The sequence below is a fragment of the Anaerostipes stercorihominis genome (genome assembly GCF_057535655.1).
Map to the genome: position 1 here is coordinate 28272 of NZ_BAAJCL010000003.1, position 25071 is coordinate 53342.

Genomic DNA, 25071 nt, shown 5'->3' on the forward strand with positions numbered 1-25071 from the left:
TTATTTGTTGTCAGCAGCCCCATTTCATGGTCTGCCTTTTGTGTCCTTGTCTATAATGTTTCTGTATAAAAGCCAACTTGCAGATAGTTTCGCCCTAATCGGCTCATATCTTTAACAATGATTGTTGCGACATTGCCTGCTTCCACTTCTTTAATCAACGCTTGAAAGCCTGGGCGATTGAAATTCACACCCGAAAAACCATCATCCGTAAAATGTCGAATGTTACCGAACCCATTTCTACGAGCATAATCTTCCAAGTATTTCTTCTGATTGATGATTGAATTTGACTCGCCGGTAAGGTCATCGTCCCTTGATAATCGCTCATAAAGTGCGGTAATCTTTGAAGTCCTTGACATTCTCTTAACCTCCTTTCGTTATGTAATCTTGTAATTTAAAAAGGACGATGTTTATCGTCCTGTTAAAGTATAGCCCTCCGGTGCAAATTTTACTATATTTATTGTCGTTTCAAAAACATATGCCCCAACTACTTTTTTACTAAAAAAAGCCTAGAAGAGACATTTTCTCTTCTAAGCCTTATTACTTTATCACAGAATACTTTTTGCTTTCATTTTTCCTCATGGTCATGAGACATTTTTCGCTTAAATTGTGTCTTATGAATCATCCAACTTCTCTTCACGTGCTATTTGAATTGTTTCTAATGCTTTCTGAATTCGTTCCTTTGCATAAGGAGGTCTTAAATTCAATGATAACCGTCCCTTTTGGATTATATAGGTTTCACTTCCTTCTTTTGTTGAGTTGCTTAGATAGCAGCATTCAGGATATCTCTCTGCAAAATTCTTTAGTCGTTTCTGTAATCCCTGATTAAATGTATAGACACTATAATATCGATCTTCTTCATTTGTCAGGATAATCGTTTCTTTTTCATACTTTGACAGTTTCATAGCATCTATCCTCTCCTCCTTTCCATATCCTGCTCCAAATATCTCGGTACCGGTTTTCCAGATTTCACAGCGATTGCAATCTGTTTTTCTCGTAATCTCTTGATCACCGACTCTCTTTTCTTTGGTTTCTTTTTTGAGGATTGTTCTGGGCTTTGTGCCGGCTTTCTTTCCACTCTTTTCCCTTCTGCACTTTTTAGATTATTTACCTGACCATCCACCATATTATAGTTTTCTTCTGTTCCGGATTCCCAGCTTCTCTCATAAGTACCATTCTCAAAAAATTTCTGATAATGTTCCAGCCTGTCTTTATATTTTTGATGTTCCTGTTCTTTTTGTTCCGGTTCTTTCATAAGCTCATGGAGTTTCTGTTTGGTTTTTTCATCAAATCCATTCTGACATTCCTCCATGATCATCTTTCCATAACTGTCTAGGATGATATAGGCAACCTGTCTGTGATATTCCTGATGCTCCATGAGATAAAACTGTTTTCCATCAATAATGATATCATCCGTAGCCATCCAGTTTCCCGGCTTGCCACTAATGCGATAATTTTCCGTATCCAACGTGACCAATGTACCTGACGGGTTTAATCGGATGAACCCTGATAAAAGCTGTGGATAGTCTTCATTGACATAATAACAATGGATTTCCCCATTCTGATTCAGTACAAGCACATCACTGACTTCACAAGACTCTTTCATGCGTTTCCATAAAGCAATCGCTGTTTCTCCCGGCAATAATGGTCTGATATCCATCTGCCGGTAATATTCAATCCGTATCGCAAGTTTCCTACTTACCGCTTCCTGATAGGAAAGGTGCCAGAGGTCTCTCCCTTCCGAATTACGGTCTACTCGGTAAACTGCAAATTGATCATTCTTCATAAGCATCATCCTCCAGATTATTCAGATAACGATTCAGATCCAGGGAATAATAATATTTATCTTCGATCATCTGTAACTTACTGATCGCAGATGCAATGGTTTCCAGCAGATCGTCTTCCAACGGATTTTCTTTCGTTTCTTCCAATGCCTCTAAAGTGTCTTTCAAAATATCTATCGTATCTTTTCTAGTGTTTTCCTGGAAAAGAGCCACAACTGCTAATTCATCTTCTTCAAATGTTACTTTGCTCATAAGCTCATATCCTCCCTTCTTTTTTGAGATTTGGTTTTCTGTATCTCTCCTTTTTCTTCTTTTGGTCTGGTTTTCTCTACATTCAGAGGCTTTTCTTCGATATATTGTTCTACATGTTTCAGGGCTTCCTGCACCAACCTGTTCTCCCTGTAAAACGGTATGGAATCTAAGATTTCTCTTTGTGATCTTCCGGCAACCATCAGATCCATCATTCCGTCATAATCACTGCCTTCCTGCAGGTTAAATCCAACTGATTTTATTCCATTCATTCGTTCTGCAGGTATCTTCTCATACGCTTCTAAAGCTTCCGGCAAAGTAAGATCATGATGAACTTCTCCTAATACCGGAAACTCTGAACATTCTGCCGCATAGAAGCTGATACAGCTCGTTTGCTCTAAGATATCCTTTTTCTGAATGTCACTTTCCATTCCAAGTATCTTTTTTCTCTCTTCCACAAAACCCGGAAGTTCCTGGAAGCCAAAGCGATCCACAAAATATGCTTTCATATCCCCATTCTGGTTCATAATCACAACATCACTGACAGACAGGGAGTGTGCCTTATAATCTGCCGGTGGATCATCATTAAAAATACTGTAAATCGCATTCATATCTTCATTTGGCAGATACAGGCTGGAATAAACACATCGATACTGATCAGCAGTTACCGTGATCCCTTTTTTCTGCAAGTCTTCCATTCCTACAAATAATTGATCTTTTCCAGAGCCATTTTCATCTAAATGATAAATTGAGAGTCTGCATTCTTTTCTTGTAAACATCATTTCTTCAAAACTCTGTTCAAACCGTTCCGGATAGATTACTCGCTCTACACGTTCTTTCTGGATTGGATCTCCTTTTTCTATGATTGCATCTACCCATCGTTCCACTTCATTCCAGGATTTTGCAAATAAATGTCCCTGCATCCTATGAGTGCCGTCCGGAATAAACTGCAGATGTTGGGAATTGCTTTCTTCTTTTACATAACGGTATCCGGCAGCTTCTACTGCAGCAAGTAATTTCTCTTGTTTCTGTTCCAGCATCATTTCTATTTTTTCTGTCAGTTCATCGATCATTTCTCCGGCTGTCTTACGGATCACATCCATAGATGCTTTCAATTCTCTCATTTCTTTTCCACTACTCCAACCAGCAATATAAGGAAAACTATATTCTGATGTATCTAATTCAAACGCAGAACATACACAATAAGCGACAGACTCTGCTTCCACTTCTTTTGTCAGCCGGTCCTTCTCAATGCCCTGGCTTTCCATGATTTCTCTGTCATGCAGCCTTGCATGTGCTGTTTCATGGATTGCCGTTTTTAATGTCTGACTCTGGCTCATATCCTTTTTGATCACAATCTCTTTATCCAGATTGTGATAATAACCGTTTGCAGTTCCATCAATCGTATCGAATCGTATCGGTACCGGTGAAATTTCCTGGATTGCTTGCAGGAATAAGTCAAAATCTTCTACTGCCGCTGTCAGGATTTCCGGAGCAAGTGTCTGGATCGGTTCTCCCGTGGTCTGTTCAATATCAAATACTGTAATCGCCTTGAAACACGGAAGTGTGATCTCTACCTCTTCTGTCTTTGGTTTTCCATTCGGACCGATGACTGGTTTCTGATCCTGATCCAATACTGCCTGCTCCTTTTTTCTTTTGATTGGTGCCGGTGCGATAATGGTGATTCCCTTCTCCCCTTTTTTTACCTGTCTGCCCATAGACTGCCAGTTCCGATATCCCGTTACTAAGGTGGCATCTGGCCTTTGCATTGCAATCAACAGCGTATTATTAAAAGAATAATTATGGAATTTTGACATGGTTTTCAAATATTCCTGATACCGTTCACTGGTAAATAGTTCTGCGACTCCTGTTTCCAGATTTTGCATGATACTGTCCATATCTTTTCCCTGTATGGGAAGTAATTTGGTTTTTGTCAATTCTTCGCTCATTCATTTCCTCTCTTTCTCTTTCAAAAAATCCCCCATACAGCCGTGTGTATGAGGGATTCCCATCTTATTGTTATACGGACTCTACACTTCTATAATTCCATAGCATGTTTCTTTGGTTTTGGATGCTCCATCTTCTGCTCTTTTCTGGTATGTTCATTTTTATCGAGCTGAGCTGCCTTTTCTTTCTGACGCTCTTCAAATTTATCTGCCCTTTCAAATACCCGGTCTTTCACATCATAATGATAGACATGATCGGAAAGTCGTTCTTCCGGAGCGACTTCATTTTCATTGATCGTCTGGACCATATCCTCCAGAACCCGGTAATCAAATGCTCCATTATCTGGAATGACTAATGTTTCATGAGTGGAAGAAGGCAGAATAAAGAAGTCTCCCTGAAAACCTTCCCCAATCTGATCCATTACTTCCGGATAAAAAATCACACCTGCTCCATCCACTGTCTGTGAGTTCGTTACAATAAACATCGGATTCTCACTTCCCATTCCATTTGAGATAACTTCTGCAATACTCTGAACAGATTCATCTTTCAGAATTGTTTCTGATCCCATTCCCATAAGCTGCTCGATCATACTTCCCATTACCATCACATGGATGGGTCTGACATTCGGACTGTTTTCCATAGCATCTGCATGAAGCTGTTCCTCACTGATCCCATAACGCTTTAAAATATCATTCGTGATCGTCGTAGAACCCACCCCAATATCATCAATGCTGATTGCAAGATGATAGGTAATTGCCAGATCTTCTCTCATCTGGTGAGGTACGTTCTGCAGCATTTCTTCATTTTTTTCTGCTGAAGATAATTCTGTGATGCTCTTCGGATCAAACTGTTCCGGTGCATCAAGCACCAGCTCCGTAATATTTCTCAAAATGTTTTCCATAGAATTCTGTGGATCTGACTGGAACATTTCGTATAACTGATTCAGGTTAAAGGTCGGCGCGATTACCTGATTTTCTTTTAAGACCGTGATTCCGAGATAATTCTCATTTAATTTCTTGATTTCTTCGATTCTTACCTGTGCATCTTCATATTCAATCGGAAGAAACTGTTTAATTCCTCCCTTTACTTCGTCAACAAATTGATTAAAATCCATATCTTATTCCTCCTTCTATTTTCTCTTATTTTTCTTCGTTGTTTTCTTTTTCGGGAAAGATAATGAAAATGTCACTCTCCCGTTTTCATCGGCTTCCATATGCAGATCTGCTTCAAAATACAGATCTTTTTTTCTGGAATACAGATCCTTCACATGAACACTTCCATTCTTCAAAAGCTCAGCAGCCATCCTGGCATCCATATCCTTTTCCATACTCTGTAAATACTTGTTTTCTTTCCAGAGACAAAAATCACATGCACGGTTACCGCAATAGAAATTTTTCTTTCCTTCATAGACCAGGCCGCCACAGACCGGACAGGTTCCCACGCTCTCTTTTTTCTGGAACCTTCGTGTCTCTTCTTCCGGAATGGAGTCACAATGATTCAGCATCATGGAAATAAGCTTTTCGATGCCTGTCATAAACTGCCCAGGAGCCATCTTTCCCTGCTCCATCTCTAACAGTTGGTTTTCCCATTCGGCTGTCATGGTGGCAGACTTCAAGAAATCCGGTAAGATATCAATCAATATTATTCCGTCCTCTGTTGGAAGGATCTGTTTGCCTTTTCGTACCGCATATTGGGAAGCGATCAGTTTTTCTATGATCCCTGCTCTTGTTGCCGGAGTGCCCAGCCCTTTCTTCTCGGTATCTTCCTCAAATTCTTTATTTCCAGCGGTCTCCATAGCTGCAAGCAGAGTATCTTCACTATACGGTTTCGGTGGTGCTGTAAAATGTTCCGTCTTCGCTGCGGATACGTTGTAAAACTTATGATCTGCTTCTACTTTGGGAATGCGGTCCTTCCCTGCATCCGCCGGGTTTTCTATGGCAAGTCCATCATCATTCTTAAAGCATTCCTCATACAGTTTCCAACCGATCTGTTTGACCACTTTTCCTTTTGCTTTAAAAATCTCATCCTGACATCGTACTTCCACCTCTGTCTCCATGAATACATGATCTTCTTCCATTGCTTCTACGGTATGTACTGCGATCAGGAATAAAATCTTCTGTTCCCATTCTCTTAACTTAGAGAAATCAAATTCTGCAAGTTCTACCGTAGGAATGATTGCATGATGATCCGATACTTTCTTGTCATTCAGCACCTTCTTTACCTCCGGTGTTTTAGGCTGGTCAAACGGTCCCATCAATTGGTATTTCTCATGGATCTTACGGATCACTTGTTTCGCTGTTTCTTCCATATCACTTGTCAAATACTGGCTGTCTGTACGCGGATAAGTGATCACCTTCTGCTCATACAGGCTCTGCGCCGCATTTAATGTCTGCTGAGCAGTCATTCCATAGATACGGTTCGCCTCTCTCTGTAGGGTTGTCAGGTCATACAGTTTCGGTGGTTTTACCGTCTTTTCCTTTGACTCCACCTTTTCCACAATCGCCTCACTACCCTGACAGGTTTTCCACACTCTTTCTGCTTCTTCCACATCGAAGATTTTCTTCTTCTCTGCGATCAGTCCATCACAATCCAAAACTACATTAAAATATTTTTCTTTTTTGAAACCGGAAATCTGCTTCTGCCTTTCGACAAGCATGGCAAGTGTCGGTGTCTGCACGCGTCCAACTGCCAGCTTTTTAAAATATTTTGTCGTGTAAGCTCTGGTCGCATTCATACCGACAAGCCAGTCTGCCTGTGCCCGGCAAACCGCTGCTTCTGCCAGATTATGGTAGGTTTCTCCAGCTTTCAGATGTTCCATCCCTTCTAAGATCGAAGAACTTTCCAGCGAACTGATCCATAATCTCTTGACCGGTTTTTTACTTCCGGACAGATCATATACATGCTTAAAGATAAGTTCTCCTTCCCGTCCGGCGTCACAGGCATTTACCACAAACTCGATATCCGGGCGGTTCAGCAGCTTTTTCAAAATATAGAACTGTTCTTTCTTATCTTTGGATACTGCCAGTTTCCATTCCTCTGGGATGATCGGAAGATCCTCATACAGCCATCTGGTAAACCTTTCATCATAAGAATCCGGTGGAACATATTCTGCAAGATGGCCAAAACACCAACTGACAATGCATCCCTTTCCTTCCAGATACCCTTCTTCTTTTTTTGATGCCCCGATCACTTCCGCAATCGCTTTGGACACGCTTGGTTTTTCTGCAATTACTAAATACATAACTTATTACCTCCTTCATATAACGAAAGGAAACGCCCCAAAAATACAGGGCGTTCCACTCATTTTTTTTATTTTTTATTCATTTTCTTCTTCCCGGTCTTCAAATTCATCCTCATTGATGATTTCCAATCCGTCACTTGTTTCCAGTCCTTCCTCTTCAAAATCCTCTTCTTCCTCTTTCTTTGGCTTATAGATCTTGAAGTAGTAATAAGCTGCAACTCCACCTAACGCAAGAATAAGGATCGCTGCCATTGCTCCCATATTAGCTTGTGGCATCTTCTCTTTTTCTGGCTTTGCTATCTCTTCTTTTTTATCGGTTTCTTCGGTTTTATTTTCATCGATGACTACCTGCGGAGTGGGTGTGACAGTTGCCGGCCCTTTTTCCTGATCCACAAATTCCTTCAGCTCATTTTCATCTACCTGAGATAACAGATATACATTCTGGGAGGTAGAACTACGGTCAATCACAAGATAAAAGGTATTGTTATTCTTTGTTGTGATCGTAAGGAATTCTTTACTGGATTCATTCTGGATATCATCCTGGACTTCCCCATTTCCCGGTTCTGTAAAAGCATCTTCTTTCTTCTCTGTTGTATTATTTTCCGGCAGAATCTCCTTATCTGCCGGCTTTTCTGTTTCTTCATTCTGTACCGTCTCCGTCTGTGCCGCTTCTGTATTTGCCGTCTCTGCCGACGGATCCACATATGCAAAGGCTGTTGTGGATGCGGAAAAAAGCACCATAACGCCTAACAATACTCCTGCCACTTTCTTATTCAGTTTTTTCCATTTCACCATACGGATGTCCCTCCTCTTTCTTTTCTGTAAATACAAAGGAGCCTGCTCCTTCTTCCTCAGACTCCTGGCTGACCTGAAATTTTACGGTTCCTTCCTGGATTCCATTCAGAAGATCATGCAGGGCATGACTGTCTAATTTCATTCCACGGATGCTTTTGATCATCTCATTATCTTCTTCCTGTTTTAAAGCAGCATGAAGTCCTTTGAGATACTGCTGAAGATCAGCGATCTTCTGTTCTGTCTTATGGATCTCCTCCATATATTTCTTGATTTTTTTATTCAAATCTTTCACTCTCCTTTTCTTATGGCAATCTGCCAAAACACATAAAATGTTGCTGCCAGTATGCTGTACCGATATTGGAATAATGGATCGGATCCCCACAATGGATCATCATGTTATTTCCCACATAGATACCCACATGGCTTGCTCCTGGCGTACTGTACGTTCCCTGGAAAAAGATCAGATCCCCCGGCTTTGCATCTCCCGGAGAAACAAACGTACAACTGTTTCGCAATCCCTCTGCGGTCTGCCTTCCCAGATTCCATCCGTTTCCACAATGATTGATTACATAGGATACAAATCCGGAACAGTCAAATCCAGAAGGAGAATATCCTCCCCATACATACGGGACTCCCAGATATTTCTCAGCTTCCCGGATCATCCGGGCAAATTCTTCATCCTGTAATGCTTCCGGCGGTATCTCATAACTCATTCCGTCCGAACCGGAGCCTGTGGAGATATTTCCTATATCCCACAAGTAATTTCTGTTTCCATAGGTGGTATTCAAAGCATTGTATAGGATCATCTGTTCCTCATTCAGATTGGCTCTTGCGACTGCATCAAATCCTGTATTCCCTAAGGTTACATACAAGATCTTTTTCGTTGTTGTATTCGTTACCGTCACTTCATTGCTTCCGTTACTATCCGCAATAAACGCTTCCCAGGTCTTATGACCATGTGCGGATGCTGCGCTATGATTATCATAGTAAACATCGAACTGCACCCCATATCTTGCAAAGGCTCCCGTATCCTCTACGGTATATTCCACGCCATTCATCACAATCTTTGTTCCCATCGGAACAAATGGATCAGAAGCATCTACCGCGATCGTATGGTTTGCAGTTGGATAAACGCCACTCGCTGTAGGACCGCCTGACCATTGTCCGCAACAGATCGAACAATTACAGTAACCGCTGGTAACTACGTTCCCTAAGGATTCCCCTACCCGTACTGTCTTCGTTTCTGTCACGGTTTCTGTTTTGCTTTCTGTATCCAAGCTGTACTGTGCTTCAAATAAAGCCTGTAATTCATCCTTGATATCTTCAAATTTCCAATCCCCATATTTTGCTGTCAGATAGGAGATCAGATGATACGGATTATGAGCGATCTCGCCTACGTTGTACTGGTATTCATCATAGTCCGGATGAGTGGCTTCCATCTCATTGATCTGCTGGTTCAAAGCCGTTTCCAAAGAAACATAGTAGTTCTCAGCCGCATAGATATCTTCATCCGTTCCCGGATATGTGGTGATCTCGATCACAGAGCCGCCCCCTTGTATGGAAGCGCTGCAGCTTCCCAAAGATACTGCCACGATCAGAAATAAGAGCACAAAAATACCGGCGCCGAAAAATACAGCCCGATTCCGCTTCACAATCTCTTTTAATGCGATCTTCGCTTTCACGGTTATATTCTCAACGCCGGCAACAGTTGCCGCCCCGCCTGCACTGCCTGCAGTTTTTCCTGTTCTGGCAGCCCGATAGACATCCTTATATCGTTTTCTCTGGAAAAAGCGGTTCAGAACCCTTTTCTTCTCTTCCGACTTTTTGGCCATTTCCTCCGCCCCTGCTTTCCCCATGCTGTCACTCATACCAAATTTTAACTTTTCTCCGGTTTCATCCAGATGATATCCTCTCCGGTTTGCCTTTACATCTGCACGCTGGCTCCGAAGCTGTGCATAGCGCAGACCTCTTATTGCTGTTTCGGTTCCTCTTTCTGCAAACTGAACCGTTTCCGTTGCAACATCCTGTTCCTCTTCTTCTGGATCCGATACCCCTTTTGAAATTGCATCCCTTACCGCATACCTTCCAATGGTTCTGCCCGGTTTCATCCCCGGTCCTTTTACCATCTGATTTTCCTCATCATCAAAGGATAACCTTCCGGATTTTGCCTGCTCTTTTCTCATCTGTTTCTGGATCTGCTTTTTCCGGATCTTTTTCTTCTGTCCGGTCAAGGAGTCATCTTCCGGTATCTGCGCATGTTCCCGAAACTTTTTCTTGTATTGGGGAGATTTTTCAGATACGTTTTTCTCCCCAGCTCCCTCTCCGTCTAACACAGATTCTTCTAAAATAGGTTCCTCAGATATTGCTTCTTTTCGCAAAGAGGAGTTTCGGATCTGCTTTTTTTGCAGATTCCGTTCCTCGCTTTGTCCATCTGACAGCTTGTCTTTCTTCTTTTCCCGGTCAAAAACAAAGTCCTGTTTCATTTCCGGCGGTCTGCCTCGGCTTTTATGGCTGATATCTTTTACAGAACCATCTGCCAGATTTTCTTCCGTCAGACCGTCTCTTGTCATTTTACTTACAACTTTCTCTCTTCCTTTCAGTTCTTTCCCTGCCAAGACTTCCGCCTCCTTCCTTTTCTCTTTGTTCCACTTCTTCCGGCTTTGTTGTCATGAGCGAATATAACTTCAGCGACTTATCAAATTTATCCTTAAACGGAATGATTGTTGTCCCATAGAAGAGAAGTCCTTCTCCTTCCCCGGAATTCGTAACATAAGACAACTGATACGGTGAGATATTTAATTGTTTTGCCAGGATCTGCCGGTCACCTGCAGCCTGATTTAACATCAGAATAAAATCACTATTATCCAAAATATTTTCAATCTCACGGCTGGCAAGGAGGTCCTTTATATTCTGCGTGATTCCTGTCGGGATGCCTTGCCACTTCCTAAATCTCTTGAAGATCTCCACCGAATAAGATGCGGTCTGCTCTTCTTTCAGAAGAAGATGGAATTCATCGATATAGTACCAGGTAGATTTTACGCCACGGTTAACCGTCACCCTGTTCCATACCTGATCCTGTATGATGAGCATTCCAAGCTTTTTCAACTGCTTTCCAAGCTCCTTGATATCAAAGCAGACAATCCTGTTATTCAGTTCTACGTTGGTCTGGTGATTGAACACCTTCAAAGATCCGTTGACGTAGATTTCCAGAGCTGTGGCAATCCTCTGTGCCTGGGGTTCTTTCTGTTTGCGGAGACAATCATATAGATCTCCAAGGATCGGCATATTTTCCGGTTTCGGATCAGAAAAATAGTTCTGATATACAAGCGGAAGGCATCGGTCAATGACCGACTTTTCTTCTGCTTCAATCCCATCCCGGCTTCCCATGATCAATTCACAAAGGGATAAAATAAAGTCAGATTTTACTCCCAGCGGATTATCATCCTCAGAATAATTCATATTGATATCCATCGGATTGATGTAATCCTTACTGTTTGGGGAAATATGGATAACTTGTCCTCCCAAAGCGTTAACCAATGGATAATACTCGCCTTCCGGATCTCCAATGATAATGTCATCTTTGGTCGTAAAAAATACGTTTGTCATTTCCCTTTTTGCCGCAAAGGATTTTCCTGATCCGGGCGTACCGAGGATCAGACCATTAGGGTTTTTCGACTTCTTTCTATCTACCATGATCAGGTTATTGCTGGTAGCGTTCAGTCCATAATATAAAGAATCGCCGCCCATAAATAATTCCTGTGTGGTAAACGGTACAAAAATCGCTGTACTGGTCGTTGTCAGCGCTCTTTTTATCGGAATATGGCTGACTCCAAGGGGAAGGCTGCTCATCAAACCTTCTTCCTGCTGATAGTCCAGACGCTTTAACATACAATTATATTTCTGTGCAATACCGGCTGTCTGAAAGATCGCATTTTCCAATTCCTGCTTGCTTTTTGCTGTATTTAAAAAGAGCGCTGTTACAAGGAACATACGCTCATTTCGTGACTGCAGATCTTCCAAAAGCCGTTTTGCTTCCCCTCCATAGGTATTCAGATCCGACGGAATGATATCCATATCGTACCCTGCTCTTACTGCTTTTTTCTGCTCTTCAATTTTCATTCTGTTGATATCCGTTACTTTACTTTTTACCAGTTTGATCGCTTTCATCTGATCCACGGACTGAATGTGCAGATTTACGATCAAATCCTTATCAATATCCAAAAACTCTGCCAGCATCTTGTCCGTCAGTTCCGGAGCAAGGATCTGTAAATAAGAAACCGCCCCCATCGTATTTCCCATCTGGAAAGTCTTCCCATCCTTAAAGACAAAACTGGTAGGCGCTACATAATCTTTTGTATTTAAGCCGGTTTTAATCATAGAGCCATAATCAAACTGGAATTCTACCGTAGAATCCGGATTAAAGGTTTCGTACAGAATTCGCAATCGTTCTTCCCCGTTCAGAGGATACGCCATTACACCAAGTATTTTAAAGTTATTCAGGATATCAGACTCGATACGTTCCAGCTTCGGTTTTGCTTCCCGGATATTTTCTGCTTCAATGGAAAAGGTGATGTATTTCGTTTTCACCAAACCATTGTTTCCTTTTGCAAGCTGCTTTTTCAGCATATTGGCATATTCCATACGGATATCATCATAAGCATCTCCCTGTGGGCTGATCTTGATCACCTGCTCAAATTCCTTCATGCTGCTCTTATGATTGATAAAACTGAGCTGAAAATGGATGCTGCTGTCAAAATAATTCAGGAAATCACACCAGTTTTCAAAGATCGCATTCTTATCTTCATTCTGCGCCAACTGATAGTTGATATCGTAAAACCGGATACATTTGGAATAGACGTTTCCCTGCACCCTGCAAATACCATCCCTTCCCATTTCTTTGTAGGCAATGGTCTGTTGAACGGTAAGTTTCTTTACATCTTTTTTTCCATTCTTCTTTTTATTTGCGGTCTTTTTCCTTTTTCTTACCACCGCTTTTTCCCCCTTTCCTCTCTTCCTTTCTCATCGTTTTCTGATCTTCTCCATCCGGATCCGATTCATAATAGTTTTCAGTTTCATATTTTCTGACAGATGGCCGGATAAATTTCATCCGGATCACATGCATCAACACGTCTTCCAGATGCATTCCATCTTTCTCATACATGGCAAACAAAAAGGCCGGCAGCATCATAAGGACCATAAGGACTGCAGCATTATTGATTCCAAGAGCATTTCTAAAGAGAAAATAACAGGGAATCCCCATAGCTGCTCCAATGCCAATACAGATCAATTGCCTTTTCGTAAGATTAAATGCCACTTTATTCTTTACTTTCGTTAAATCTTTCGGCACACTCACATACGCCATGTGTTTCACTTCCTTTCTTTATTAATGTGCATTAAAGATTGACTTACTGAGTGATCCTGTCTTGAACAGACTGAAACATAAGATCACCGTATATGCCATTACACCAAATAATGAGGAACTCAGATTATCTGAAAACTGGATGCCTGCCACTAATACTGCATAAATAGCAACACATACCATCATCAGAAATGCCTGGAATGCCAGGGCAAAGAGTCCTCTGAAATAATTCGTTCCGATCTGTCCCCACTCTCTGTTGCTCATCGTTGCGAATGGGATCGGTGCAACTGAGGTATAAAGGTAAATTTCTATCATACGGACATACAAGATAACCGTAATGAGTACAGACATGATCTTCATACAGAAACTTACGATCAAAGTTTCCAATGCCAATATCACAAGTTCTCCGATCTCCATGCTTTCCAATGTAGTAGATAAATCTGTGATCGCAGAGCTGATATCAATGGATGTATCTCCGGAAACCAGCCCTGCCGCCGAGTTTACGACGTTTTGTCCTACATCAAAGACCGCCATCGTAATGGTAAACGTATTACTTACCAGATAAACGGCGATCCACATTTTTACAAAATACTTAAAGAACATCCATGTATCAATATCATGCATATTATTTCGCTCTGTCAGCATGGAGATCAGTTCATAACACAGTACAAATGTTATAATGATACCTGCAATCGGCATGATGACTGAATTTGACAGTCCTTCGATCATGCTAAAGATACTGCCATTCCATCCTTGTGGCGTCTGTCCAACCTGGCCCGCAATCTCACTTGTCTTCTGATTGACATCCGTAAACATACGGTCCAGGTTAGAACTGATCATACCTGTTAGAAGTTCCCTCATCCATTCCTCAATCGCATCAAAAATTTGATTGAACATGGATCTCTACTCCTTTCTTTTAACCAAATAATCCACTCAAAAGCGGAATCAACTGTGTACCAATCAGGATCACACCACCGCCACTCATAAGCTGCTTAATTCCCTGTGATTTAGCACCCGGATTATCATTTCCGTAACCTTCCATCAGGTTGATGACTCCCCAGACACCAAGACCTGCACCAATCGCTACGACTAATGTCTGTAAGATTGTAATTGCACTTCCGAAAAATCCCATATTCTTTTCTGAATAAACGCTGTTTCTATGGTCTGTCAGCGTTTTCTCTCTCCTTTCCCTATTATTCAGACCTCTTTTTTTACCTGTTTTATTTGCAAGGTGATCTTATTTTTATCTTCACTTTTTTCTCCTTTCTGCCTGATCATCAGGACCTTTTCTTAAAAAAACGCAAAAAAAGAGCACATAGACGGATATCTACATGCTCTAACGCTTTTTATTCTGTTTACAAATACTTGAAGATTTTTTACTTTCTTTCCAATTTTTTAGCCAACATAAAATTAAACATAAATGCTACTGTCACTATTAAAGCACATATTATCGTAATCCATGCTGGTACTTTCATATCAAATTGAACTCTTAATAACAAAGAAATTGCTAAAAATATACCTCCTACAATCTCTATAAAATCCAAGACTCTTTTTTGAATCACCTGAATTTTTTCCCTTTCTTTTATCTTATCAAATTTCCATATCCCATATTTTGATTGAATATCAGTGATATCTTCATCTGATATAAGTTCATCCAATGTGACTCCAAGCTCCATTGCTAATTTTTTTGCTGTAATTAGATCTGGACATCTTGAACCATTCTCCCATCGGCAAATAGTTTGTCGTGATACGTACAGTTTATCGGCAAGTTGTTGCTGTGTATATTTTTTTTCTTCTCTAAATTTTTTAATGTTATCATTTAATGCCATACTTCTTACCTCTCTTTCATTCATATCATATAACGATACCATTAAAAATGAAAGAACCAGCATGGTTTTCCTATGTTTCCACTTTGGTAACATATAAATTTTCTTAATTATTGATTTCCACTTGTCTTATTTCATCCTCTGTCACATCAATCCGAAAGGTGTCAAACTCAGTATCCTTTGAAAATGTCAACTTATGCTCCAGATATTTTTCCACATCAAACGCATTCCTTGTATCCGCATCTGCCAATTCCTTGTATCGTTTATGTTTTGTGATATCGTATTTATTGCTGAAAAATGGTCTTACACCTCTCAACTGAAGAATACATTTATTTCCATCCATAACAGCCAGCTCATCCCGGCTCATCAGTTCTTTTCCTGTCTTTTGGTAATTTAAACCATAAGACTGACTCGTTCCTCTGGTATCAGAAGTATTATATAGATCAATCGTCTCTTTCCCAAGCGTTTCAGAAATTTCCTTTAAAGTGGAGCTTTCCTTTCCCCCAAGAAATAATACGGTATCACAATTCCCCGTGATGGTTTCCGCAGCATCCTTATAAATGGTTTTTAACTGGCTTTGCGACTGTAAGATAATAGAGGCGGAGATCTCACGGCTTCGGATCGTTGCGATCAGTTTATCAAATTTGGGAATCTGACCGATATTACTGAACTCATCCAGCAGTAATCGCACATGGTACGGAAGTCTTCCACCATGCTCATCATCTGCTTTATCACAGAGCAGATTAAAAAGCTGTGTGTACATGATCGCCACCACAAAGTTGAAAGTATCATCAGTATCACTGATAATGACAAACATTGCTGTCTTCTGATCCCCGATCATATCCAGCTCCATCTCATCATAGGACATGATCTCCCGAAGTTCCTGGATATCAAATGGAGCAAGTCTGGCACCGCAGGAAATAAGGATCGACTTCGCTGTTTTTCCTGCAGCCAGCTTATATTTTCGGTATTGTCTGACTGCAAAGTGTTCCGGATTCTCTGCTTCCAATTCTTCAAACAGTTCATCTACCGCATTCTTAAATTCTTCATCATCTTCTCTCGTTTCACTGGCATTGATAAATTCCAAAAGCGTAGAAAAGTTCTGTTCCTCTTCCGGCGCTTCATACCAGATATAACCGATCAGGGCAGAATACAGAAGACGTTCCGCTTTAATCCAGAAATCCTCCGTAGATTTTTCTCCTTCCCCCTTCGTATTTGCTATGATGGTATTCACCAGTTTTAAGATATCTTTTTCACTACGAATGTAATGAAATGGATTATAGTGCATGGACTTTTTAAAATTGATCGTATTCAGCACCTTGATCCGATAGCCGCCATTTACCAGCATCTTTCCACATTCTACAATAATTGTTCCCTTTGGATCTGTCACCACATAGGATACGCGATCTGTCATCTGCATCAGATTGGGTTTGACGTAAAATCTGGTTTTACCGGATCCTGAGCCCCCGATCACGATCACATTCTTGTTTCTGGCATATTTGGGAGCCTTTGGCCTGCTGTTCATCGTAAGCCGTTCTGTTTCGGTCAGAATAATGTTATTTTCAAACACTGGATCTTCAAATGGCTCGATATCCTTCCGGTTTCCCCATCTGGCCGATCCATACTCTTCTCCATGCCGGAACTTCTTCGCATTCTTCGCTTTATAATACAAGATCAACCGAAAGATAAGCGCGGTCACCACTCCTCCTAACAGATCCTGCATATGGAAGCTTGGCAGCCAGTTGGTAAATGCCAGTTGGAAATTCATCAGCATCACACCGATTTTTTCAATCATACTGTCACCAATGCAATGACGGTATAGCCAAAAGCTTTTATCTGCAAGATAGAAGATGATCAGATACGGAATACTTAATATCACCACTCTCTTCATCGGGATATTCTGCATCTTTTCCCGGATCATCGTTCCTGCCCTCTGACTTTCTGCTTCGTCTTGACTCTCTGACGATGTTTTGCTTTCCTCTCCTGTGTCTTCTGCAGTTTCTTTCGGACAGAAGGCTTTTTCTTTTTAGACTGATCCAGCTCTATGCCTGCATATTCTTTAAATGCAGCCGTCATTACATCTACATCTTTCGATTTGAAAAATACCAGATACAACGGCGGTTCCACATGAGAATCCTTTTTCAGACTATAATCAATCCCGTATTTCCGGGCTACCCGGTCAAAAGACTTGATATTTTGATCCGTAATCTGAATATTTGTAAGCTGTGCTCCCTGTGCGATCAGTTGTTTTATCGTCTGCTTTCCATGAGGCTTTTTCATCTCCTGTCGTTTTCTTTCTTTTTCTCTGCCCTTTTCCTGTGCTTTTCCCGTTTTGACAGCCTGTTTCACCTGTACCCGCTTCTGTTTCTGTCTGCTCATTCCATCCAGAAATTTTCTCATAGATGCCTTTAGCACGCCGGTACTCATCCGGGTTGTCTGGACACACAAAGCTATGATTTTTTCATTCACTTCATCCTGCAATTAACCACTTCCTTTCTTCCTTTGATCCTTTTGGGGAAGCAAATAATAGCACTGCTTCTCAATGCAGCCCTTTTTTCTCCCTCCCCACCAATAGCAATATTTACAGGACCAGGGCTTTTCTTCACTGTATTTTCTCCCCGGCATTGCTGCATTTGGTTCTATGATCAGATTCTTATCTCTTCTCCTGTCCATCCTCATGTTCCTCCTAACAAAAAAGCGTTCACAGATTCCCTCCGGTTTCCATGAACGCTTTCTCTTACATTATTTCTTCTTTATTTTTCTTCCAAGGACTACCACTCCACTAAAGCTCATTCCAAGCACGATCAGCCATAACAGCAAGTTGGTGTTATCCCCAGTCTTCGGTGCATCTTTAGAAGGTTTTCCACCTTCCGGAGTGCTTTCTTTTGGTTTTTCCTCATCAACCATAACAACCTTCTGCACTTCGGCGGTATCTTTTACTTCAAATTCCACATCCTTTGCAACCAGATAACCTTCCGGTGCCGTTTCTTCCCTGAGCGTGTACTTTCCAATCGGAAGCCTCTCTATATAATGTGCCTCTTCTGTAGATGTCCAGCTTTCTACCACTTTTCCATCTTCATCTAAGATCGTAAGTTTTGCACCTGGAAGTTCTTTTCCTGCGATATCCTGTTTCGAGATCAACACTTTTGTCACATCATCTTTCATCTCCTGTTTCTGGATTTCTGCAGTATTTTCTACTGTAAAGGTAATGCTCTCGGCAGTTACATATCCATCTGCCGGTTTTGTCTCAGTCATCGTATAGGATTTTCCAACTGTCAGCTCCTTGATCACATGGGCTTTCTCTGTAGATACCCACTCATCGATTACATTTCCGTCTTCATCTGTTACCTTCAGATAAGCTCCCGGAAGTTCTTTTCCTGTGGTAAGGTCTGTTTTCGTAAGTTCTACCGTTATCGGCTCATTTTCAAAAACAAACTCATAGGAAACCTCAGCTTCTTCTGGTTTTCCATACTCAAAAGTGAATTCCTTTTCTTCATTCGATGTCACAAAACCATCCGGTGCATAGATTTCTTTTACGATATAACTCCCATCCACTGGAAGATCTGCTTTGAAAAGGATCTGTCCATTTTCATCCGTTGTTTTCTGCTCGATCAGCGTTCCGGCTTCCATCAGGACTTTTCCATCTCTGCCTTTGATATCTTCTTTTGTAAATAACCCGAAGATCGCACCTTCCAGCATACGTTCTGTATCCTTTTCTTTTTTAAGGACTGTTACTTTTATCTTCTGGCGGTTGTTCTGCCATTCTTCATCAAAAGTAACCACCGGTGTATCCTGATCTCGATAGGTCAAATCCACAAATCTAGGCTCTCCATCCAGTACAAAACCATGTGCCGTTTTCACTTCCTTCACATAATATTTTCCTACCGGAAGGTCTTCCATTTTTGCGATCCCCTTCTCGTCGGTTGTGATCGTGCCTACCAGCTCATCTTTCTTATAATGATCTGCACTTACGCCATCCGCAGCCTTGATATCTTCTGCAGCATAGACTTCAAAGGTGACTTCACTTAAGTTTCCTGTGATATATTCAAAGAAATGTTCTACCGTTCCTTTCACATTATCCAGAAGAGTGATCTTCTCTAAAAATACTCCCTTTTTGTTGATGATCAGAAGCCCTTTTGGAACCTCATCCTTCATTTCCACTTTCTGTACTTCGGCAGTATCTTTGAGCGTAAATGTCACATCCGTTGCTTTCAGATAACCGTATGGAGCAAATTCTTCATGAAGAATATAAGTTTCCCCTACTGCAAGACGTTTGATCACATGTGGCTTCCCTTTTACGGAAGTCCATTCATCAATTACTGTTCCATCTTTATCAATCACTTTCAGGCTTGCGCCCTCCAGCTCTACGCCTGTGGTCAGATCAGACTTTGTGAACTCTGCTGTAGTCGGTTCATTCTTCTTTACGGCCTGTAAGGAAACAATCTTTGTCTCCTGTCCCTGATACTCTGCAACAAATTCCAACACCTCATCCGAAGAAACAAAACCTTCCGGCGCTTTTAATTCTTTTACATAGTATTCTCCAAATGGAAGATCCAGGGTGCATGTTGCCATACCGTTCTCATCGGATGTCATTTCCTGTAATAAGGTATCTGCTTTCACAAGAACTTTTCCATTTGCCTGGATATCTTTCTTGTTATAGATGCCAAATACAGCCCCGGATAATACCTGTCCATTTTCTGCATCCTGTTTTTCTACGGAAATAGAGACTTTCTGTCTGTCATTTCCTACGATTGCTTCTGCTTCCACGATCGGTGTATCCTGATCCTGATAAGTTAATGCAACCTTTACCGGCTCCGGATTTAATACAAATCCTTCCGGCGCCTTTGTTTCCACTACATAGTATCTTCCAAGCGGCAGATCCTTTGCTACAGCTTTTCCACTCTCTCCCGTTGTGATCATTGCCACAAGCGTATCCTTTGCATAAAGTACGATACGGTTTCCATCTGCATCTTTCTGATGATCCGGAGTGCAGATATCCTCTGCAGCACGCACTTCAAATTCCGCCCCGGAAAGGTACTGTTCTTTATAGATAAAGTCGTTCTCAAAACCGGAAAGCATCTCACCTTTCTTATACACAACAAGATTTCCCTTTACCGGCTGATCTTCATAGGAAACTTCAATGATCACATCTCCACTTACTCCATCTACTTCATAGGCAGTATCCGAATCCACGGTGATCTCTACATAGTTTTTGTTCACAACATATCCTTCCGGCGCTGTCACTTCTTCAATACGATAGTGTCCGATCTCTAAGTTTTTTGGCAAGATCAGGTATCCCTGGCTGTCCGTAAAGAAAGATTTATGGACTGTGACCGTAGGATAGGTTGTTACCTGTTCCACATATTTCTTATGATCCAGATCATAAATTTTGAATTCTGTGCCGGCTACTAATACCGGTTTCTTTGTTTCATCATCTTTTTTGATGATCTTTAACTTTGCGGAAAATTCTTTGTCCAACAGTACCTTCCAAACCTGTGGTTTGTTTGGATTGTTTTCACGGATGGTAATCTCAAAATCCTCTACCGGTTTATAATTATGAGGCGTGGTTGTTTCTCGTACAATATACGTTCCATATGGAAGTGGAATACTGCACGCATACCCTTTCTCATCTGTGAACATTTCCGTTTTACCATCTGCTGTAAGGATGACTGGCTCTGCATGGGAGAAATCATAACTTCCATCTTCTTTTTTCTCCAGACTGCTCTTTAAGTAAGCGCTGAAACCTGCCCCTTTTAACAGATCTGCATCCGTTTGTCCATTGTTCGCAGCTTTTATGATCTGGAACGGCTGTTTCATAACAAGTTCTGTTGATTTCACAGTACGTTCTATCGTTGGAACTGTGCCACCTTCATAAGAACATTCCACATCATGCTCTGTCTCGTCTAACAGATATCCTTCCGGCGCCTGGATCTCTCTTACAAAATATTTTCCAAGATACAGGTCTTTTACCACAGCATCTCCCTTCTGATCTACTTTTAAGGTAGATACAAGATCACCGGCTTTATGTACAATTCCTGTTGTTCCATCTGGATGTACAATGTTTTCTCTCGCATAGAGGCCATACACCGCACCTTCTAAAGTCGCATCTCCTTGTGGATTTGCTCCTGTTTCTGCATCTTCTTTGATCAGATGGATCTTTGCATAAGTACGTTCATTCCGAACATTCTTTGTACTTGTTTTACCGATATTGACATCTACCGTATAAACAGTTGGATCTGCCTGATAATTTGCCGGTGGCTGGATCTCTTTTACATACACAACATCCTGTGTTTTTTCGACTGTTACTTTAGAAGCACCTTTGCTGTCTGTTGCTGGCATCTGTGTGATTAAATCTGAGCATTCCTTATCACGGTAAACACCATAGATTGCTCCTGCCAGATGGTTTCCGGTGTCTTTATCATTTTTTACAATCGCAATTTCCGCCTGTTTTGTCCATGTAACATTCAGACTTACTTTATTTGTTGTTTCCACACCTTCCCCGAAAAGAAAGGCAAGATCTTGAGTACTGGAATTCGTTGTCAGTTTATACGCAGAATAATCTTTCTTTAATCCACCTGCCATGGTTGTAGCAAATACTTCTGCGGTATCTTCTGCCTGTGTCAGAGGTGCAGAAAGATAAAACTTTGTACCTCCCTTGACCGTTACCTTTGCTCCCGGTGTACTTGTACTTCCTGTACTCACGTTGTGAAAACGCACTCCGGATGGAAGGCTGATCGTCACACTCTGCTGTCCTGCCGCATGGAATGTGATTTCCTTTGTACGCTGTGTATTTCCTTCTACATAAGCCTTTACATTGGCATCGGAAAATGACATGGACACATCCGGTATCTCAGGCTTCTTTACACAATAATTGTAAATATCCATTGCTAGTTCCTGTCCTGTTGCATTGGTTCCATAGAACGCATCACTACTGCCATAAGCATAAGCAGCCGCCATATGGACAAGGATAAATCTCTTTCCTGCTGAAAAATCACTGTGCTTGTTCGCAAAATAACTTTCTTCACCTGCCGCATCGGTACCGTAATAACAGACCTTTGCAAGAGCCTGATTATCAGCCAGCTTTGTGATGGTATAGGTACCGGAACCCGGACCTGGCTTTGCCGGCTGGATACAATAAGCCGTTGCTCTTACACTTCCATAAGAAATATAATACGGCTCTGTAAGATATGTTCCAAGCCCATAGTCTGCATATCGATATATTGGACCTTTTTCAATAGTTACCTGCTGAGATCCTACACTTGCATCTCTGGCTGCTATTGCTGAAAAAGTCGCAACTTCTCCGGTTTCCATAGCCTCAAAATCCACTCCCTGATTTGCAGCCTGTTCCATTACATCATGTAATGCTAATCCCGATCCTTCATCAAAGGTATCCTGTTCTGTCATCTGTTCTACCAAAGCATCAAAAGCAGCATTTCCTTCTGATACATCCGGTGTCTCTGTTGGGATTTCTGACGGCTTCTCTGAATCCTCCTCATCTTCTTCCGTCTCTTTTGTTTCGGATTGCTCTGCATCTGCTGAAGGACTTTCACTCTCTTTTTCTATTTCCTTTACGACCACATTTCTGCTGATCTGATAATTCGGATGTTCCTGATTGACCGTTTCTACCTGATAAACAGTTTTATAGGTATCTGCATGGGATGTTGTAAAATCCTCTCCCTGCTCATTCTTTGCTTCTTCAAAAGTAATCTTTACTTTTGCCGCATCCTTGATCTCTAACCCTGTAAAATCTGTTTTTACATCAAAATTTGTTCCCACTTCCACCTGATGATCCTTTGCCAGAACAATCTCATCTTCATCTAACTGGCTTTGTACCTCTTCCAAAAGAGGCAGTTTTCTTTCTTTGGGAAGCTCCGCAGCATAACTGCTGATTGGTGATAACACCGTAGATAAAAGAGTGACCGCTGTCAGCAATCCGGATACAACCCGCTTTGCTTTTTGTTTCACTTTCATGTTCTTAAATCCTTCCTTTCTTCTGAATCTTATTTATCCGTTATACTTGTTCATCGTTTTCCATCATTCTTTCCTGAAAATAATCCCCTCCTTTCCTGGTCTTGTGCTATTTGGGACAGTCAGCACTTTTGCCGAGATAACAGCACAAATATATGGCGGTATCTGCCTTTTCAAACAAACACCGCCATATGATTTCTACTGTCATCCTCATTTTGATTCAGACAATTATTTTTTATTTAAGATTTAAGCGTTTTCCTGTTCTCTTCCCCGGATCCGTTCCTGTTTTAGAGTCCATATCTCCAAAACGTTTTCTCTGTCAGGACACGCACAATGCACATTCAAGGCAGGTATCACTCCGGGCAGGCTATTCTCTTTTCAAGGTACATGAAGTGTTTCTTACAAACGTCTTCATATAACGAAAGGAAAATGGCCTGTTTTACAGGGTGCTTTTTAAATTTTTTTGATTTTTTTTAATTTTCTTCTGCATCTGCATGTTTTTTCATGACAGAAAGTGCTCTTTGCATCATTTCACAAACACTCTGCTGTCTGATCCCAAGATAGTCCGCAATCTTCTCTTGATTCATTTCTTCAAAGTAAAATAACTGGATGATTTCTTTCTGTCTGGCAGTCAGACAACCTAAGAAATCGCGGACCATCTCCTTTTCAATATACTGGTCGAGAAAATCTGAAGCTGGATCTAGCAGTAAGATCCTGTCATCCGCATAATCGCTATACGAAACGAGTCTATGGTTTGATGCCACCTTAGTCTGATTTATTTCCATACGATCCGTTGCTTCCATTAACAAACGAATGTACCAGTTTTCGTTGTCAAAAAATTCTTCGTTCATAATGCTTCGATCTTCCTTCACATCCATGTATTGATAATCTTTACAGGAATGGAGTGGAAAGATGGTTTTCTTTCCGTTTTCCCTGTATAACACATACCCATTTGCGTAAACGGTAATATCACATTCCCCACTCAGAATTTCCTTTACTACAATCTCTTCTGTTTCTAACGCCTTTTCAGAAGGGACTCTCTTTGTCATACCTGCCACTTTTACTACTTTCTTTAATTCTTTTAATGTCAACATATGAACCACCTTTCTGCCTTACGGCTACGGGTGATCCATGAACTCTATAAAAATCTCATCACAATTAGCCACGAACTCACCCGTTTTTTTTGAACGGGAGCCCGCAGCTCCTATGTAATTACCTCCTTCGGCTATATCATACAAAATCCCGTATGATCTCTGATTTTTGCACACGAAACTTTGCCCTCTATATATAGAAAGGAAAAAGCCCTGTTTTACAGGTTAAAAACTCAACTTTTTTTTAAATTTTTGAGAAAACAAAAAAGCCGGCAAAACAAATGCTTCCACAGACACAGAATGAAATATCATCCTGCATTGTATCTGCAAATGTTTTGCCGGGCTCTTCATGATTCCAGTCAGGTTCAGCTCCTTGACAAACTCTTGCTATCAGGTACAGCCTTAATGGTTCCAGCCAAATCCACCGCTTATCCTAATAGCTCATTTTATTTAGTTTCCTTTCGGGAATTCATCACTTTTTGAGAATATACCCGCATTCTTTCTTTCAGTTTTTCGTCTTTGATGTGCAAAGGCCGTACTGAAACAATATCATCTTTTACTAAAATCTCCAAAGTGCTTCTACATTTCTTACATTCTACTTCTGAATCGCAATGTGCGCTTTTTTCAATAAATGCTCCGCATACAGAGCAATGTACATGCCATCTGATAGCATCTGATCCCATAGGCTTCCTCCTTTAAGCAATAATAAAAAAGTCCATTTTATTACTCAACGGATCAAAGGGAAATCAAATCCGCCTTATGAGCATCATGTTGTCCATTCCGTAAGTGCCAAAGCTGCACGAACAGCATGATC

The 25071-nt window shown here is 41.1% G+C and carries 19 protein-coding genes and 1 pseudogene; all 20 read right to left on the reverse strand.

The annotated features are described in order from the left end of the window. Positions 1–53: 53 nt before the first annotated feature. A pseudogene (locus AC27EF_RS04025) lies at positions 54–356 on the reverse strand (recombinase family protein); the annotation flags it as partial. 255 nt (positions 357–611) lie between these two features. After that, a complete protein-coding gene (locus AC27EF_RS04030; RefSeq protein ID WP_117468700.1) occupies positions 612–902 on the reverse strand; it encodes a molecular chaperone in 291 nt (96 codons plus the stop codon). 5 nt (positions 903–907) lie between these two features. After that, positions 908–1783 (reverse strand): DUF4316 domain-containing protein, encoded by an 876-nt coding sequence (locus AC27EF_RS04035; RefSeq protein ID WP_173864534.1) that lies wholly within the window; start codon positions 1781–1783, stop codon positions 908–910. Next, on the reverse strand, positions 1773–2033 hold the full coding sequence (locus AC27EF_RS04040) for a transposon-transfer assisting family protein (RefSeq protein WP_173864533.1): 261 nt from the start codon (positions 2031–2033) through the stop codon (positions 1773–1775). The genes AC27EF_RS04035 and AC27EF_RS04040 overlap by 11 nt, the downstream gene beginning before the upstream one ends. Further along, entirely contained in the window at positions 2030–3979 is a 1950-nt protein-coding gene (locus AC27EF_RS04045; protein ID WP_487109052.1) for a YodL domain-containing protein, read from the reverse strand. The genes AC27EF_RS04040 and AC27EF_RS04045 overlap by 4 nt, the downstream gene beginning before the upstream one ends. An 89-nt stretch (positions 3980–4068) precedes the next feature. Continuing rightward, positions 4069–5091, reverse strand: a complete 1023-nt coding sequence (locus AC27EF_RS04050) for a DUF5688 family protein (RefSeq protein WP_487109054.1) — start codon at positions 5089–5091, stop codon at positions 4069–4071. A 15-nt stretch (positions 5092–5106) separates the two neighbouring features. Further along, positions 5107–7218 carry a DNA topoisomerase 3 gene (locus tag AC27EF_RS04055; RefSeq protein ID WP_487109056.1) on the reverse strand — a complete coding sequence of 704 codons (2112 nt, stop codon included), beginning with the start codon at positions 7216–7218 and terminating at the stop codon, positions 5107–5109. 75 nt (positions 7219–7293) lie between these two features. Next, complete coding sequence (locus AC27EF_RS04060; RefSeq protein ID WP_487109058.1) at positions 7294–8013, reverse strand: DUF4366 domain-containing protein; 720 nt, start codon at positions 8011–8013, stop codon at positions 7294–7296. Then, positions 7988–8296 (reverse strand): DUF4315 family protein, encoded by a 309-nt coding sequence (locus tag AC27EF_RS04065; RefSeq protein WP_487109059.1) that lies wholly within the window; start codon positions 8294–8296, stop codon positions 7988–7990. The genes AC27EF_RS04060 and AC27EF_RS04065 overlap by 26 nt, the downstream gene beginning before the upstream one ends. Positions 8297–8315: 19 nt before the next feature. After that, complete coding sequence (locus tag AC27EF_RS04070; protein ID WP_487109420.1) at positions 8316–10583, reverse strand: C40 family peptidase; 2268 nt, start codon at positions 10581–10583, stop codon at positions 8316–8318. Between the two features lies 1 nt (position 10584). Beyond that, complete coding sequence (locus tag AC27EF_RS04075; protein ID WP_487109061.1) at positions 10585–13002, reverse strand: VirB4-like conjugal transfer ATPase, CD1110 family; 2418 nt, start codon at positions 13000–13002, stop codon at positions 10585–10587. Further along, entirely contained in the window at positions 12971–13375 is a 405-nt protein-coding gene (locus AC27EF_RS04080) for a PrgI family protein (protein ID WP_120106234.1), read from the reverse strand. Before AC27EF_RS04080 ends, AC27EF_RS04075 begins: the two co-directional genes overlap by 32 nt. 21 nt (positions 13376–13396) lie before the next feature. Next, entirely contained in the window at positions 13397–14269 is an 873-nt protein-coding gene (locus tag AC27EF_RS04085) for a VirB6/TrbL-like conjugal transfer protein, CD1112 family (RefSeq protein ID WP_054705757.1), read from the reverse strand. Between the two features lie 19 nt (positions 14270–14288). Beyond that, positions 14289–14504, reverse strand: coding sequence for a Maff2 family mobile element protein (locus AC27EF_RS04090; protein ID WP_009268903.1), 216 nt, complete (start codon positions 14502–14504; stop codon positions 14289–14291). 244 nt (positions 14505–14748) lie between these two features. Then, positions 14749–15201, reverse strand: coding sequence for a helix-turn-helix transcriptional regulator (locus AC27EF_RS04095; protein WP_487109064.1), 453 nt, complete (start codon positions 15199–15201; stop codon positions 14749–14751). Positions 15202–15304: 103 nt separating this feature from the next. Further along, positions 15305–17119, reverse strand: coding sequence for a VirD4-like conjugal transfer protein, CD1115 family (locus AC27EF_RS04100; RefSeq protein ID WP_487109065.1), 1815 nt, complete (start codon positions 17117–17119; stop codon positions 15305–15307). Beyond that, positions 17116–17679 carry a PcfB family protein gene (locus AC27EF_RS04105; protein WP_117826105.1) on the reverse strand — a complete coding sequence of 188 codons (564 nt, stop codon included), beginning with the start codon at positions 17677–17679 and terminating at the stop codon, positions 17116–17118. Before AC27EF_RS04105 ends, AC27EF_RS04100 begins: the two co-directional genes overlap by 4 nt. Continuing rightward, the gene (locus AC27EF_RS04110; RefSeq protein WP_487109068.1) at positions 17680–17871 is read right to left on the reverse strand and encodes a hypothetical protein; all 192 of its coding nucleotides are present in this window, start codon (positions 17869–17871) and stop codon (positions 17680–17682) included. A 69-nt stretch (positions 17872–17940) separates the two neighbouring features. Next, a complete protein-coding gene (locus tag AC27EF_RS04115; RefSeq protein ID WP_487109069.1) occupies positions 17941–23169 on the reverse strand; it encodes a SpaA isopeptide-forming pilin-related protein in 5229 nt (1742 codons plus the stop codon). Positions 23170–23639: 470 nt separating this feature from the next. Continuing rightward, positions 23640–24260, reverse strand: coding sequence for a sigma-70 family RNA polymerase sigma factor (locus AC27EF_RS04120; protein WP_487109071.1), 621 nt, complete (start codon positions 24258–24260; stop codon positions 23640–23642). Positions 24261–25071: the final 811 nt, after the last annotated feature.